The following is a 13,707-nucleotide window of genomic DNA, read 5'->3' as shown; positions in this document are numbered from 1 at the left end:
GGTTCGGCTGATCCAGTGGCGCCAGTGGCGGACAGAGCCCACTCCTGACTCAAGCTGCCAGCGGCAGCCGCAGCTCCGTCAACAGCCCGCCACCGGGGTAGTTGGAGAGATCTACCTCGCCGCCGGCGGCGCGCGCGATGTTGCGGGCGATGGTGAGGCCGAGGCCTAGACCGCCGGTCGTGCGGTTGCGCGATTCCTCCAGCCGCACGAAGGAGCCGAACACCGCGTCCAGCTTCGCCTGCGGGATGCCGGGGCCCTCGTCGCGGATCGAAAGCGTGATCATGTCGCCCGATCGCCGCACGCCGAGATGCGCCTTTTTGCCGTAGGTCACCGCATTTTGGATGAGATTGGTGATGCAGCGCCGCAGCGCCACCGGCCGCGCGACGCAGATCAGGCCGCGCGACGGGACCACGCCTTCGTCGAAGGACGCGCCGTCGAAGGAGTCCGCCACCGATTCCACCAGCGACCAGAAATCGATCCGCTCGGCCTTTTCCTCTGTCACCTCGAATTTGGCGAAGTCGATGACCGAGCTGGCGATGCTTTCGATGTCGGCGAGGTCGTGCGCCAGCGCCTCGCGCGCGGGCGACCTGCGCAACAGTTCGAGGCGCAGGCGCATCCGGGTCAGCGGCGTGCGCAGATCATGCGCCAGTGCTGCCGCGAGATGCTCGCGGTCCTCGACATAATCGCGCAGCCGCATCTGCATGGCATTTATCGCCTTTGCGGCCGCGCGGATCTCGCGGCTGCCGCTTTCGGCGATCGGCGGGCTTTTCAGATCGTTGCCAATGCGCGTCACCGCCGTTTCCATCATCCGGTAGGGCGCGGTCAGCCGGCGCAGCGACCAGATCGACATGATGATGATCAAGCCGGCGATCAGTGAGTAAAGCGGCAGGCTGTCGAGGCTCAGAATCGGTCCCGCCGGCGTGATCGGTTCGGTGAAATTCAGCCACTGCCCGTCGGAAAAGCGCAGCGAGGCGGTCAGCTTGTCGCTTTGCGCGAAATCCGCGGCCAAGACCAGCAGGTCGCGCTCGACCTGGCCGACATCCTTGTTCACCGCCTGCCCGTCTGGGACATCGGCCTCCTGGGTGGCCGGATCGCGCCGCACGCGCGCATCGGTGATGCCGAACTTCGACAAGCGTCCGACCAGGATATCCTCCAACTCGGCAAGCTGGTCGTCGCCGGCGATCGAAGAGGTGACGGCGGGCGTGTCCGAAACCGTCAGCGCATAGGTCGAGTTGAACAGGCCGGAGGCGGTTGCCTTGCGCTCTTCGGGCGTGGCGTCATGCATCAGCTGCACCAGCGAATAGGCGCGGTCGTTCAACCGGTAGAGATCGACGACGCCGTTGGCGGCGGCCCGATCGCGCGCGACGATGTAAAGCGTCGTCACCTGGCTCAGCATGAGACCGGCAATGACGATGAGCAGCACCCAGACTGGCAGGGTCTGCGGCAGGAAGCGTCTCATTCGGCCGTCGTCTCGGGCAGGAACTGATAGCCGCCGCTGCGCACGGTCAGGATCAGTTTCGGCGTTTTCGGATCGTCTTCCATCTTGCGGCGCAGCCGGCTCACCAGAATGTCGACGCTGCGGTCGAAGCTGTAGCCGGTGTCGCCGCCGGACAGCTCGATCAGCTGCTCGCGGGTAAGCACGCGCTGCGCGCTCTTGACGAAGGTCTGCAGCAAGTTGAACTCCGCCATCGTCAGCTCAACCCGGACGTCGTCGGGCGCCGTCAGGCGGCGGCGCGCGCAATCCATGGTCCAGCCGGCAAAGCGGTAGACCTGCCTGGCGGCGGGCCGACGCGGCTCGGCGCTGCCGTTGCGTCTCAGCACGGCGCGGATGCGGGCCAACAGCTCGCGCGGATCGAAGGGCTTGGGCACGTAGTCGTCGGCGCCCATTTCCAGGCCCACCACGCGATCGGTCGTTTCCGTGACCGCGGTCAGCATGATGATGGGCGTGGTGTAATTGGCACGGATCTCGCGGCAAAGCTCAAGTCCGCTTTTGCCGGGCAGCATCACGTCGAGAATGATCAGGTCCACCGGCGTGCGGCGCAGGATCGCTTCCATCTCGGTGCCGTCCCCGGCCACCGTCGTTTGCAGCCCGCGCTTGTGGAAGAACTCCTGCAGCAGGTCGCGTATGCCCTTGTCGTCGTCGACGATCAGTATGTGCGCATCGGATTTCACTCGAAACCTATCATTCTCTTTGCCGGCTCTTGCTGGATATCCGTTCGAGACAACCCACACGATAGAATTCGGGCCACATCTTGGCCAGTGGCCGCGATCGCCGCGCCGGGCGGATTCCTCAGAAACAATCCAGAAACAAAATTCTACAGTTGGGAAAAACTGGTGAAAAATTTCAAGGGCATAAACGGTGCCGTGGCGGTCAGGTCATCGGCTGCGACGCGAGTTTCCGGAGTAACGGACAAGACCAATGCAGAGGTTCTGGATCAGCGTGATGGGTGCTTTGCTCAGCATATCGCTCATCACAGCCGCGGACGGCGCCTCCACCGCAAAGGTCGTCGCTCCGCTCACCCGGACCGAGCGCTGCACCAATCTGAGCCGTCAGGTTGACGAAGCTCTCGAAACCCATGCCGCGGCAACGCAGGTCACCGCGGCGAAAGCACTGCAAAGAAGGGGAAACCGGTTCTGCGCCAACAAGAAGCAGGCACAGGGAATCCGGATGCTCGCAAATGCTTTGAAGCTGCTTGGAGTGGCACCGATCGATCCCGTTCAGTGACACCCACCCAGACCCGCAAGAAAAAGGAAATGAAGCCATGAAGAAGTCCATCCTCTCCGCCCTCGGCCTCGGTGTTGCTCTCGCCTTCGCGATGCCGGCGCTCGGCAACGCCGCCGCCACGACGACGGCTGCCCCGGCTGCTTCGACCGCGACCACCACGGCTGCTCCGGCGGATAGCACGGCTGCGAAGCCGATGAAGAAGGTCGCTGCCAAGAAGGCCTGCAAAGTGACCGAGACGCACAAGTGCCCGGTCAAGAAGAAAGCGTCGGCTGCGAAGCCCGTTGCTGCGAAGCCGGCTGCCAAGAAGCCCTGATCCAGCGCTCTGCGCCACTAGACGAAGCCGCTCCGGTCGATTTCGGCAGGGGCGGCTTGCTTGCGGCAGGGAGCCCGAAACCAGCAGGTTTCCACCGCGCTCAGTCCTATCCTTAACCCGATCGCAATGCCGGTGCTGTAGGACAGTCCGCATGAAGAAGCGGTTTTCGTCCCTGATGCGTTCGCTGACCCTCGGCGGCCTGATCGCCACCGCGGCGGCACGATCGTTGATCATCTTTACCGCAAGCCCCGTGCCGGATCCGGCCAGCGGCAGGACGGAGCCCGAGCTGTTCGCTCCGCTGATCTCTTCAAGCTTCGACTACATCACGCCGGCGCAGTCCTGGGTCCTGATCCTGCTGGCCGGTGCGACGGTGATCGGCTTTGTCGGCTGGATGTTCTTCGCCTTCGTCGAACGCGGCTCTGACATGGATGGCGGCGCAGGTTCCGGCAGATCGGGCACCGCGTTGCGCCGCCAGGTCGGGCGCCAGGGCCGTTGACCCTTCGGCAGTGATTCCCCACATAGGGGTGACGGTCCAGGCCGGCATTACCGCGCGTGGAATTGGACGTATATTTGCTGCGTGACAGAATGAGAGCGAGAGAGCCCAGTTCTCGCTGGTGGATCCGATGCCCGAAACCGTCCTCAAACCCCGCACTAAGACGCAGCCGAAAACCGAGCGGCCGAAGCTCTACAAAGTCATCCTCGTCAATGACGATTTCACGCCGCGCGAGTTCGTGGTGACGGTGCTCAAGGGCGAATTCAAGCTCAGTGAGGATCAGGCGCATCGCGTCATGATCACCGCGCATACGCGCGGCGTGTGCGTCGTCGCGGTGTTTACGCGTGATATCGCCGAGACCAAGGCGACGCGGGCGACCGACGCCGGCAAGGCCAAGGGCTATCCGCTGCTGTTCACCACAGAACCGGAAGAGTAGGGGCAGGCGCTTTCCCTTCTCCCCTTGTGGGAGAAGGTGGCCGCGAAGCGGCCGGATGAGGGGTGCTCCAGGGAACGCCGACGCCTCACTCCGCTGGAACACTCCTCATCCGTCTCGGCGCTGCGCGCCGATCCACCTTCTCCCACAAGGGGAGAAGGAAGAAGGTGGCGTCACCGCCCTTCGCGATACCACATCGAGCCGATGGCGAGCAGCAGGAGGCCGAGGCCGAGGAAGCCGCCGAACAGCGGCACGCGCGACACGGCCTTGAGCGTGCTGTCTTCGGTGGTGCGCAGGCCGATCCAGTCGTCGCCCGACGCGGCCGCTGAAGAGCGGACGGGAACGATCGACGGCAGTGTCAAGCCGCCGGCGAGATTGCCGAGCGTCGACGACGGAGCCAGCCGCCGCACGCTGCCGCCGGTCGCCTCGGCGGGCGCCTTCAGCCGATCCTCGGTCGAGATCACGTCGGAAAATTCCGGCGCGTTGATCGGGCCGACATGGGCAAGCGCGGTAAGGTCGCCATTGCCGATCTGGTAAAGGCCGATCTCGCCGGTCTGCAGGCTGCCGGTGAAAATGCCGGGCTCGGCTTTCTCGAGCTTCACCGCCACCGCCTTGCCGGACGGCGTGATGACCTGGGCGGGACCGGGATCATCGCTCATCGTCTGGCGGCGGATTTCGAGCATCATGCCGCGGCCGTCGGCGGTTAGCCGTTCTTCTTCCAGTTCCGGCTCCTTCATCAGCCAGTGGGCGATGCGGCGATAAAGCTGGACATGCGGCCCGCCGCCCTCGAAGCCGCGCGCCCACAGCCAACCCTGATCGGACAGGAGCATGCCGACACGGCCCTCGCCCTTGCGAGCAAGCAGAAGCAGGGGCCGATCGTCGGCGCCTTTCATCACCACTTCGCCTTCCGGGTTCTTGACGCCGATGGTGCGGAACCAGCGGCTCCAATGCGGCGGCTCGCTTGCCGAGCCGTCGAGCCCGCGCGTCACCGGATGGCGCTGGCCGAGATCGGTCAGGCGCGGGTAGAAGGCCTTGTCCACCACCTCGCCGGTCGGCATGGCCGGCAGAGCGGCATTGAGCGGCGTGCGGGCGATGGAGTTCTCGCCGGCATATTCGGGGCCGGCGGCAATCAGCAGCGCGCCGCCCTTTTCGACATACTCGGAGATGTAGTCGTAATAGAGGATCGGCAGCACGTCGCGGTGCTGGTAGCGGTCGAAGATGATCAGATCGAAATCCTTGATCTTCTCGACGAACAGCTCGCGCGTCGGGAACGCGATCAGCGACAGCTCATTGATCGGCGTTCCGTCCTGTTTTTCCGGCGGACGCAGGATCGTGAAGTGGACGAGATCGACCGACGCGTCCGACTTCAAAAGGTTGCGCCAGGTGCGCTCGCCGGCATGCGGTTCGCCGGAAACCAGGAGCACGCGCAGGTTCTCGCGGATGCCGTCGACCAGGGCAATCGCCCGGTTGTTGGCGTCGGTCAGCTCGCCGGGCTCCCGGTCGATGCCGAGCTGGACGATGTTGCGGCCGGCATTGGGTATGGTGACCGAGAGCTTCATCGGCTGGCCGACGGTCGCGTGCTCGACCGAGACCTGCTCGCCATTGACCGAGACGCGCACGTCCACCGGAGCACCATCGCCTTCCGTCGAGATGACGCGGTAGGTCATGTCGAGCGGCTTGCCGACGAGACCGAAGCGCGGCGCGTTCTCGAAGCGGATGCGGCGGTCCTTCTCATGCTCCTTGCCGGTGATCAGCGCATGCAGCGGCGCGTTGAACTCCGGCGCGCCGGCAGGCGCATCATGCACCTCGCCGTCGGTAATCATGACGGCACCGCCGATGCGCGACGGCGGCACGTCGCGGAAGACGCCTTCCAGCGCGCTGAACAGCCTGGTTTCGGTGCGCTCGTCGGCGGCTTCGGACTTGCCGGCCTCGACGACACGGACATCGAACTGCTTGAAGCGGGCAAGACGCTGCTGCAGGCCGGCCAGCGCCTCGTCGGTCTGCTTGGTGCGGTCGCCAATGTCCTGGCTCTGGCTGCGATCGACGACGAGGGCGACGACGCTCTTCAGCGCCTCGCGCTCCTCGGCGAGGAAAACGGGATTGAGCAATGAAGCGGTAAGCGCAAGCAGCGCGATGAAGCGCAATGCCGAGCCGCGCTGGCGGAACCACAGGCCGACCAGCGCCAGCAAGAGCAACGGCACGAAGAGCAGGCCGAAGACCGGCCAGGAGAGGAGCGGTTCGAAGGAGATGGACCAGTTCATGATCTACTGCCCCAGTCGTTCGAGCAGCACCGGCACATGCACCTGATCGGATTTGTAGTTGCCGGTCAGCATGTACATCATGATGTTGACGCCGGCACGCAGCGCGTAGATGCGCTGCATCGGATCCGGCGGCACGGTCGGCAGCATCGGATCGCCGTTCTCGTCGACCGCCCAGGCGCCGGCGAAATCATTGGCGGTGATCATGATCGGCGACACGCCGTCGCCGGTGCGCACGGGGCGGTTCTCGGTGTTGCTGGCGTCGAGCGAGGCCTCGACCCAGAGCGGGCTACCGTTGAAGCGGCCGGGGAACTCCGGAAGGATGAAGAAGGATTTGGTCAGCACGTGGTCCGACGGCACCGGCTCTAGCGGCGGCACGTTGAGATTGCCGAGGATGTCGCGCAGCCGCTCGGTCGCCGGGCTTGCCGAGCCGGCGCCGATGCCGTTCGAAAACTGGTCGCGCGTATCGAACAGAACCGTGCCGCCCTGCTGCATATAGGCGTCGATGCGGGCGATCGCCGCCTGGCTGGGCATGGGCGCCGTCGCATCGATCGGCCAATAGATCAGCGGGAAGAAGGACAGCTCGTCTTTGGCGATGTCGACGCCGGCCGGCGGGCCGGGCTCGAGCGCCGTCTTCTCGATGAGGAAACGGGTGAGGCCTTCGAGGCCGGCGCGGCTGATCGAATCGACGCCCGGCTCGCCGGTGATGACATAGGCGATGCGGGTTTTCGAAATATCCTCGATCGCCTGGGTGTCGCCGGGCTTGGAATCGTCGGCGCGGGCAAGATCGGAATGGCCGAAGAGGCCGCCCAGCACGACCAGAACGGCCGCGGCGGTCGCCGCCGTGCCTGCGCGGCGCGGCCGGCGCGCCAGCAGGCCGCCCATCCAGAACACGGCCAAAGTGTCGAGCACCATCAACAGCAGCGCGATGGCGACCAGCGGCCCCTTCAGGTTCTCCGATTCATCGAAGGCATAGGGGATGGCTGTCACCGGCAGCGAAACCTGCGGACGGACCAGCGGCGTAAGCGTGCTCGACGCATCGAGCAGATTATGTGCGAAGACGCCCGTCTCGGAGCCGTAAAGGCCGGGCGGATTCTCCAGCGTCACCGGCAGCGGACCGGCGCCGGGCACCAGCGGTCGGGCATCCGGCGAGGGCGGCGTCAGCATGCCGTCGGCGCTGATCATGCGGTAGGGCGCGAGCGACGCGGCGGCGGCTTCGGCATTGGCGATCGCGGCTCCCTGGTTGCGCGACAATTGCACGACGCGCCGCAGCATCTCGACGAAGCTGCCGGAGATCGGCAGGTTCGACCAGGTCGCCTCGGGCGTGACATGGAAGAGCACCAGCGTGCCCTTGTCCTTCTTCATGCCCGTCACCAATGGCGTGCCGTCGGCAAGCGTGGCCCAGGTACGCTCGACGATGTCGGGCGTCGGCTCGGCCAGAACCTGCCGGCTCACCGTCACCTCGGAGGGCGGCGAGAGGTCGGCGAAGGGGCCGCTCTTCGGGAATTCGGTCACCGCCTGCGGCGTCGTCCACGACAGCGCGCCGCCCAGCGCGCGCTCGCCGCTGCGCAACCTGACCGGCAAAAGGTCGTCGTCATTGCCGGACGCGGCAAGCCGGGGACCGGCAAAACGGACCAGCGTGCCGCCCTTGTCGACCCAGTCGACCAGCCGCTGCTTGACCTGCGCCGGGATGGTGCCGACGTCGGCCATGATGATCATTGCCGGCTTCTGGTCGAGAAGCTGCGGAATGGCGTCGGCGAGATCGGCGCTCGACGGCTCGACCAGGTCGGCAAAGGGCTGCAGGGCGCGGCGGATGTAATAGAGCGGCGACAGAAGCGGCTGCGCCTGGTCGGCTTCGGCCTGCGACAGAAGGCCGACGCGGCGGCGTTTGGAGTTCTCGTCCAGCACGCGCACGGCGCCGGCTTGGTGCTCGCCGTCGAGCGCGATCGAAGCGAAGTCGTTGCGCAGCTCGAAGGGAACCGCCATCGTCCCCGTGGCGGTGGCTTCGCCCGGCGCGAAGGTCAGCGTCGCATCGGCGATGCGGCGGCCCTTGTCGTCGAAGGCGCCAGCGGTGACCTGCGCCGGCGCCGGATTGCCCGGCGCGCGAATGGCGCTCAAAGCGAAACCATCGACCTGGTTGTCGGCACCAATCAGGCCGGTCACGGAAGGCCGGTCGGACGTGGCCCAGACCAGCCGTGTCGCATTCTTTTCGAGCAGCGTCCTGAAAGCGGCCTCGTCGCCTTTGGCGGCAAGCCCATCGGCGAGCACCGCGACGCTGGCACCCGGCAGGCGCTCCAACGCGGCGGCGACGCGGGCGTAGACGGCGGGCCTGTCGGTAGGAATCGGCCGCGGCTTGGCGGCGCGCAGGTGATCGAGCGCGCCCGAAGCGTCGAAAGGGCCGATCTCGGCATTGGGCTTCTCGGCGGTGAAGGCGATCACGACCGGCACGCCGTTCGAACCGGCATCGGCGATCAGCCGCTCGGCGGTGGCCACGCGCTTGTCCCAGTCGGCGGCGCTCGCCCAGCCATTGTCGACGACAAGCGCCAGGGCGGCGCCCTCCGCCGGCAGTTTTTCGCGCGGGTTGAAGACCGGCTCGGCCAGCGCCGTGACGATGAGCGCCGCCATCAGCAACCGAAGCAGCGTCAGCCACCATGGGCTTTGCTGCGGGGTTTCTTCGCGCCTCAGGACCCGGGCGAGGATTCTCAGCGGCGGAAAAACTTCCGTTTGCGGCCTGGGCGGGGTGAGCCGCAGCAGCCACCAGATCACCGGCAGGGCCAGAAGGCCCCACAGCACCATGGGCGCCCCGAAGGAAAGCGGCAGCCAGCTCATGCGACCGCCCTTCCGAAATTGGTGCCGTCGGCGGTCATCGCCATGTGGACGCGCACCAGCGCCTCGGAGGCGAGGCGGTCGGTGTGGTTGACGGTGTAGCTCCAGCCGAGACGCTTGCACCAGGCGGCCAGTTCCTCGCGGCGGGCCCGGTAAAGCAGGCGATATTCCTCGGCCAGCATCTCGGCGCGGCCGGCGGTCAGCTTGTCGCCGGTCTCGGGATCGGTGAACTCGGTGCGGCCGGCATAGGGGAAGGTTTCTTCGGCCGGATCGGCCACCTCGATCAGATGCGCGCGCACGCCGTGGCGGGCGAGCACGTCGAGCCAGGCCATGGTTTCCTCGACCGGATCGAGGAAATCGCTGACCAGCACGACGTCGCAGAAACGGCGGATGGCCGACAGATCGGGCTTGGCTGGGAGCGCGGCGGCGTGGCTGAGCTGGGCGGCGATCCGCTCGGCGCCGTTGCGGGCGGTGAACGGGTCGGTCAGGCCCGGCCAGGCAATGCGCTCGCCGCTGCGCGACAAGAGCTCGGCCAAGGCGAGCGCCAGCACCAGCGCGCGCGATTGCTTGGAGACGCTTGCCGCGGCCGATTTGTAGAGCATGGAAGGCGAGGGGTCGGCCCAGAGCCAGACGGTGTGCGCGGCTTCCCATTCACGATCGCGCACATAGGTATGGTCGTCTCTCGCTGAGCGGCGCCAGTCGATGCGCGAGGAATCCCCTTCGACATAGGGCCGGAACTGCCAGAAATTCTCGCCGATGCCGCGCTTGCGACGGCCATGCCAGCCGGCGATCACCGTATTGACGATACGGCGCGCCTCGACCAGCAGGTCCGGCACCAATGAAGCCCGCAACCGGCCACGGGCGAGCGCGTCGCGCGTCGCAACCGGTGTCTGGACCTCGCCTATTCGACCCATCAGATGCCTTTTGCCAGCTTCGCCACCACGTCGCGCACGGAAGTGCCTTCGGCGCGGGCGGCGAAAGTCAGCGCCATGCGATGCTGCAGCACCGGTTCGGCCAAGGCGCGAACGTCGTCGACCGAAGGCGCCAACCTGCCATCATATAGGGCGCGGGCGCGGGCGCACAGGGTGAGCGCCTGGCTGGCGCGCGGGCCCGGCCCCCAGGCGACATGCTTGTCGGTCTCGGCATTGCCCTGGCCGGGCCGGGCCGAACGCACCAGCTTGAGGATCGCCTCGACGACGCTTTCCGGCACCGGCATGCGCCGGATCAGCGTCTGGATTTCCCTCAGCCGTGCCGGCTGCAGCACATTGTCGGCCTTGGCTTCGTCGACGCCGGTGGTTTCCAGCAGGATGCGGCGTTCCGCCTCTATCTCGGGATAGAGGATGTCGACCTGCATCAGGAAACGGTCGAGCTGAGCTTCGGGGAGCGGATAGGTGCCTTCCTGTTCCAGCGGGTTCTGCGTCGCCAGCACGTGGAAGGGCGCGGGCAGGTCGTGGCGGGCGCCGGCGATGGTGACGTGATATTCCTGCATCGCCTGCAGCAGCGCCGATTGCGTGCGCGGCGAAGCGCGGTTGATCTCGTCGGCCATCAGCAATTGCGTGAAGATCGGCCCGGAAATGAAGCGGAAGGAGCGCTTGCCGAACTCGTCCTGTTCCATCACTTCGGAACCGAGGATGTCCGACGGCATCAGGTCGGGCGTGAACTGGACGCGGCGCGAATCGAGGCCGAGCACGATGCCTAGTGTCTCGACCAGCTTGGTCTTGGCGAGACCCGGCACGCCGACCAGCAGCGCATGACCGCCGGCCAGCAGAGCCACCAGCGTGCGCTCGACGACCGCCTCCTGGCCGAAGATCACCCTGCCGACCGCGTCGCGGATCCTGGAGATATCGGCCAGCGCCTTTTCGGCTTCCTCGATCATCGCTTTTTCGCTGATCGGGCTTTCCTTGATCATCACGCTCATGCCGTTCGATCCTTGTGGTTGGAAATGCCGGCCTGCACTCTCGATGCCGCAGAATGCCGCGATTCGGCCTCACCTGGCGCCTGTAATTGAACTTAAATCACAGACTCGGGCGGACAAGGCTGACAATCGGGACAACAGTGACTATTTCGTGACCATGGCCGAACGCAGCGAACATCGTGAACAAACGCCCGACGAACAGAGCGCTGGCGAGCACAGCGTGAGCAAACAGAGCCTGATCGGCGCCACAGAAGCGCGCGGCCTGGAGGCGCTAATCTCCCGCGCGGCCCGGGCCGGCAAGGGGCCGGCGCCGGTCGAGCGCTGGAATCCGGAGTTCTGCGGCGACCTCGACATGGAGATCAAGGCCGACGGGACCTGGTTCTATCTCGGCACGCCGATCGGCCGCATGCCGCTGGTGCAGCTCTTTTCCAGCGTGTTGCGCAAGGATGACGACGGCAAGACCTATCTGGTGACGCCGGTCGAGCGGGTTGGGATCCGCGTCGTCGACGCGCCCTTCATCGCCGTCGAAATGAACGTGTCCGGGAGCGGGAACGACCAGGTTGTCACCTTCCGCACGAATGTCGGCGATGTCGTCGCCGCCGGCCCCGGCCATGCGCTGCGCTTCGTCGACGAGGACGAAACCGGCGGACTGAAACCCTATGTGCTGGTGCGCGGACGACTGGAAGCGCTGGTGGCGCGTCCGGTGATGTATGAGTTGGTCGAGCATGGCGAGGAGATCGACATCGGCGGCAAGGCGATGTTCGCCATTCGCTCGGGCGGAGAGGTCTATCCGATCATGCCGGCCGAGAAACTGAAGCGGCTGAGCGCGTGATGGACCAGGTTACGCCGGCGGCGTTTTCGGTCGCGGATTTTCGGGCGCGCGTCGCGGCGCAAGCGGCGATCGTCCCCGGCGACGAATTCGGCGATCATCGCTTCAATCCCGGCCATCCCAGGCTCAAACACATCAAGCCGCTGCGCGACGCGGCGGTGCTGATTCCCGTGGTCGACCGCGCCGAGGGCGCCATGGTGCTGCTCACCAAGCGCGCCGAGAAACTGCGCAGCCATTCCGGCCAGGTGGCCTTTCCAGGCGGCACCATTGATGCGACCGATGCAAGCCCCGAGGCAACCGCTTTGCGCGAGACCTTCGAGGAGATCGGCCTCGAACGGGATTTCGTCGAGATCATCGGCCGCATGCCCGACTACGTCGCCGGCAGCGGCTACCGCATCGTGCCGGTGCTTGCCATCGTGCGCCAGGGTTTTTCGCTGACGCTCAATGCCGATGAGGTCGACGCGGCTTTCGAGGTGCCCCTGAGTTTCCTGATGGATCCGGCCAACCACGCGCGCGACAGCCGCATGTGGAACGAGCTCGAATGGTTCTTCTACGAGATGCCCTATGGCGGCCAGCGTATCTGGGGCGTCACCGCCGGCATAATCCGCACGCTCTATGAAAGGCTTTATGGTTGACCGCTGAGGCGTCACTCTCGGGCAAGGCCGATTGGCTGGCCGACAAGCATCTGCAGAAGCTTCTTGCCGCGCTGAAGCAGGGCGGCGAGGAAGCGCGTGTCGCCGGCGGCGCGGTGCGCAATGCGCTGATCGGCCAGCCGGTCGCCGACATCGACATCGCCGCGACCACCGTGCCTGAGGAAACGGTCCGGCGCGCGGAGGCGGCCGGTTTCAAGACGGTGCCGACAGGCATCGAGCATGGCACGATCACGGTGATCGCCGGCGGCAAGCCTTATGAGGTGACGACGCTCAGGGCCGATGTCGAGACCGACGGCCGGCGGGCAAAGGTGATCTTCGGGCGCGATTGGAAAGCGGACGCCGAGCGGCGCGACTTCACCATCAACGCGCTCTACGCCGAAGCGGACGGCACGGTCGTCGATCTCGTCGGCGGCGTCGCCGATATAGAGGGGAGGCGGCTGCGTTTCATCGGCGACGCGGAGGCGCGCATCCGCGAGGATTATCTGCGCATCCTGCGCTTTTTCCGTTTCTTTGCCTGGTATGGCGACGGACGGCCGGACGCGGAAGGGCTGAAGGCCTGTGCCAGGCTGAAGGACGGACTTGCCCGGCTTTCGGCCGAACGCGTCTGGTCCGAGCTGAAGAAGCTGCTGTCGGCTCCCGATCCCTCGCGCGCGCTCTTATGGATGCGCCAGGCAGGCGTGCTCACCGCCGTGCTGCCGGAAAGCGAGAAGTGGGGCATCGACGCCATCCATGGCCTGGTCAAAACTGGAAAAGATCTCGGCTGGGCCGCCGATCCTGTGCTGAGGCTGGAGGCGATCGTCCCGCCCGATGCCGTGCGCATGAAGACGCTTGGCGAGCGGCTGCGATTGTCGAACGACGAGGCCGGCCGCCTGCGGCATTGGGCACTGACCATCGCGCCGGATGCCAAGGCGACGGAGACCGAGCTGGCCAAGAAACTCTATTACGGCGACCGCAACGGCTATATCGACCGCATTCGGCTGGCGCTTGCCGCCGCGCGGACACGCGCAGTCGAGGACAATCAAGCGATGATGGAAGCCGGCGGCTTTTCACGCCTGCTCAATTTCACGCTGAAATGGGAAAAGCCGGTGTTTCCGATAAAAGGCGCCGACCTGACCGCGCTTGGCGCGTCGCCAGGACCGAAGCTCGGCGCCACGCTGAAGAACCTCGAGAAGGAATGGGTCGAGTCCGGCTTCACCCTGGAACGCGGCGCGCTGGTGGAACGCGCCGCGCAGGCGCTGGAGAGCTAGACGGGCCGGAACGGC

Annotated in this window: 13 protein-coding genes; 7 read left to right on the top strand and 6 right to left on the bottom strand. The window is 66.0% G+C overall.

Annotated elements, in window-relative coordinates:
* Positions 1-49: 49 nt before the first annotated feature.
* Both LB535_RS01570 and LB535_RS01565 read right to left on the bottom strand, forming a co-directional pair.
* A complete protein-coding gene (locus LB535_RS01570) occupies positions 50-1,459 on the bottom strand; it encodes an ATP-binding protein (RefSeq protein WP_224630924.1) in 1,410 nt (469 codons plus the stop codon).
* On the bottom strand, positions 1,456-2,172 hold the full coding sequence (locus tag LB535_RS01565) for a response regulator (protein WP_224630923.1): 717 nt from the start codon (positions 2,170-2,172) through the stop codon (positions 1,456-1,458). Before LB535_RS01565 ends, LB535_RS01570 begins: the two co-directional genes overlap by 4 nt.
* A gap of 247 nt (positions 2,173-2,419) precedes the next feature.
* Between LB535_RS01565 and LB535_RS01560 the strand changes: the two genes are divergently transcribed.
* From LB535_RS01560 to clpS, 4 genes are all read left to right on the top strand, one after another.
* Positions 2,420-2,725, top strand: a complete 306-nt coding sequence (locus tag LB535_RS01560; protein ID WP_095766486.1) for a hypothetical protein — start codon at positions 2,420-2,422, stop codon at positions 2,723-2,725.
* 37 nt (positions 2,726-2,762) lie between these two features.
* Positions 2,763-3,038, top strand: a complete 276-nt coding sequence (locus LB535_RS01555; RefSeq protein WP_140838736.1) for a hypothetical protein — start codon at positions 2,763-2,765, stop codon at positions 3,036-3,038.
* Positions 3,039-3,189: 151 nt separating this feature from the next.
* Positions 3,190-3,534, top strand: coding sequence for a hypothetical protein (locus LB535_RS01550; RefSeq protein WP_224630922.1), 345 nt, complete (start codon positions 3,190-3,192; stop codon positions 3,532-3,534).
* Positions 3,535-3,661: 127 nt separating this feature from the next.
* Complete coding sequence (gene clpS / locus LB535_RS01545) at positions 3,662-3,967, top strand: ATP-dependent Clp protease adapter ClpS (RefSeq protein WP_140546186.1); 306 nt, start codon at positions 3,662-3,664, stop codon at positions 3,965-3,967.
* A gap of 170 nt (positions 3,968-4,137) precedes the next feature.
* On the opposite strand, the gene LB535_RS01540 is transcribed toward clpS, so the two are convergent.
* From LB535_RS01540 to LB535_RS01525, 4 genes are read right to left on the bottom strand one after another with little or no spacing between them, the layout of a single operon-like run.
* Entirely contained in the window at positions 4,138-6,225 is a 2,088-nt protein-coding gene (locus tag LB535_RS01540; RefSeq protein ID WP_224630921.1) for a hypothetical protein, read from the bottom strand.
* 3 nt (positions 6,226-6,228) lie between these two features.
* Positions 6,229-9,051, bottom strand: coding sequence for a DUF4159 domain-containing protein (locus tag LB535_RS01535; protein ID WP_224630920.1), 2,823 nt, complete (start codon positions 9,049-9,051; stop codon positions 6,229-6,231).
* Positions 9,048-9,962 carry a DUF58 domain-containing protein gene (locus LB535_RS01530; protein ID WP_224630919.1) on the bottom strand — a complete coding sequence of 305 codons (915 nt, stop codon included), beginning with the start codon at positions 9,960-9,962 and terminating at the stop codon, positions 9,048-9,050. The genes LB535_RS01535 and LB535_RS01530 overlap by 4 nt, the downstream gene beginning before the upstream one ends.
* Positions 9,962-10,966: an AAA family ATPase gene (locus LB535_RS01525; RefSeq protein ID WP_095766493.1), complete on the bottom strand. Its 1,005-nt coding sequence runs from the start codon at positions 10,964-10,966 to the stop codon at positions 9,962-9,964. Before LB535_RS01525 ends, LB535_RS01530 begins: the two co-directional genes overlap by 1 nt.
* Before the next feature lie 154 nt (positions 10,967-11,120).
* Here LB535_RS01525 and LB535_RS01520 point away from each other — a divergent pair, with 154 nt between their 5' ends.
* The 3 genes from LB535_RS01520 to LB535_RS01510 are packed head-to-tail and all read left to right on the top strand — an operon-like array spanning position 11,121 to position 13,692.
* Positions 11,121-11,795 (top strand): DUF1285 domain-containing protein, encoded by a 675-nt coding sequence (locus LB535_RS01520; RefSeq protein WP_411969520.1) that lies wholly within the window; start codon positions 11,121-11,123, stop codon positions 11,793-11,795.
* Complete coding sequence (locus LB535_RS01515) at positions 11,795-12,427, top strand: CoA pyrophosphatase (protein WP_140838715.1); 633 nt, start codon at positions 11,795-11,797, stop codon at positions 12,425-12,427. The genes LB535_RS01520 and LB535_RS01515 overlap by 1 nt, the downstream gene beginning before the upstream one ends.
* Entirely contained in the window at positions 12,424-13,692 is a 1,269-nt protein-coding gene (locus tag LB535_RS01510; protein WP_140838712.1) for a CCA tRNA nucleotidyltransferase, read from the top strand. The genes LB535_RS01515 and LB535_RS01510 overlap by 4 nt, the downstream gene beginning before the upstream one ends.
* The last annotated feature ends 15 nt before the right edge of the window (positions 13,693-13,707 follow it).

Origin of the sequence: Mesorhizobium sp. CA10 (assembly GCF_020165285.1) — a bacterium.
Classification (GTDB): Bacteria; Pseudomonadota; Alphaproteobacteria; order Rhizobiales; family Rhizobiaceae; genus Mesorhizobium.
Note: the sequence above shows the minus strand (reverse complement) of the source record. Positions and strands in the feature narration are given on the sequence as shown.

Excerpts from the sequence above, each read along its gene's own strand:
- LB535_RS01570 (WP_224630924.1), bottom strand. The coding sequence starts at position 1,459 with ATGAGACGCTTCCTGCCGCAGACCCTGCCAGTCTGGGTGCTGCTCATC.
- LB535_RS01560 (WP_095766486.1), top strand. The coding sequence starts at position 2,420 with ATGCAGAGGTTCTGGATCAGCGTGATGGGTGCTTTGCTCAGCATATCG.
- LB535_RS01555 (WP_140838736.1), top strand. The coding sequence starts at position 2,763 with ATGAAGAAGTCCATCCTCTCCGCCCTCGGCCTCGGTGTTGCTCTCGCC.
- LB535_RS01550 (WP_224630922.1), top strand. The coding sequence starts at position 3,190 with ATGAAGAAGCGGTTTTCGTCCCTGATGCGTTCGCTGACCCTCGGCGGC.
- clpS (WP_140546186.1), top strand. The coding sequence starts at position 3,662 with ATGCCCGAAACCGTCCTCAAACCCCGCACTAAGACGCAGCCGAAAACC.
- LB535_RS01540 (WP_224630921.1), bottom strand. The coding sequence starts at position 6,225 with ATGAACTGGTCCATCTCCTTCGAACCGCTCCTCTCCTGGCCGGTCTTC.
- LB535_RS01535 (WP_224630920.1), bottom strand. The coding sequence starts at position 9,051 with ATGAGCTGGCTGCCGCTTTCCTTCGGGGCGCCCATGGTGCTGTGGGGC.
- LB535_RS01530 (WP_224630919.1), bottom strand. The coding sequence starts at position 9,962 with ATGGGTCGAATAGGCGAGGTCCAGACACCGGTTGCGACGCGCGACGCG.
- LB535_RS01525 (WP_095766493.1), bottom strand. The coding sequence starts at position 10,966 with ATGAGCGTGATGATCAAGGAAAGCCCGATCAGCGAAAAAGCGATGATC.
- LB535_RS01520 (WP_411969520.1), top strand. The coding sequence starts at position 11,121 with ATGGCCGAACGCAGCGAACATCGTGAACAAACGCCCGACGAACAGAGC.
- LB535_RS01515 (WP_140838715.1), top strand. The coding sequence starts at position 11,795 with ATGGACCAGGTTACGCCGGCGGCGTTTTCGGTCGCGGATTTTCGGGCG.